The sequence below is a fragment of the Halomonas sp. ND22Bw genome (assembly GCF_003011945.1).
Classification (GTDB): domain Bacteria; phylum Pseudomonadota; class Gammaproteobacteria; order Pseudomonadales; family Halomonadaceae; genus Halomonas; species Halomonas halophila.
This window is the reverse complement of the sequence record NZ_PXWD01001755.1, coordinates 1-237: the sequence shown is the minus strand read 5'-3', so window position 1 is coordinate 237 and position 237 is coordinate 1. Positions and strand designations below refer to the sequence as shown.

Sequence of the window (237 nt, the reverse complement as noted above, 5' to 3'; positions counted from 1 at the left end):
CAGCAGCGCCCCGAGGCCATTGGCGGAGATGACCGCCACGCAGAAGCTGCCGACGAACAGCCCATAGAGCAGGAACCCGCGCACCTGCAGCCCGACGAACAGCAGCAGATTGTAGGCGCCCAGCGCCCCCCGCAGGCCGCCGTAGGCCGACAGCCAGAACATCTCCCGGGCGTTGGCGCCCCGGACGGCCTCGAGGCTCAGCAGTTCGACGCCGAGCGCCATGCTGCCGGCGCTTTC

The 237-nt window shown here is 70.5% G+C and carries 1 pseudogene; it reads right to left on the bottom strand.

The window, feature by feature from the left end:
• Positions 1–237: pseudogene (locus CVH10_RS26425) on the bottom strand (GGDEF domain-containing protein); the annotation flags it as partial.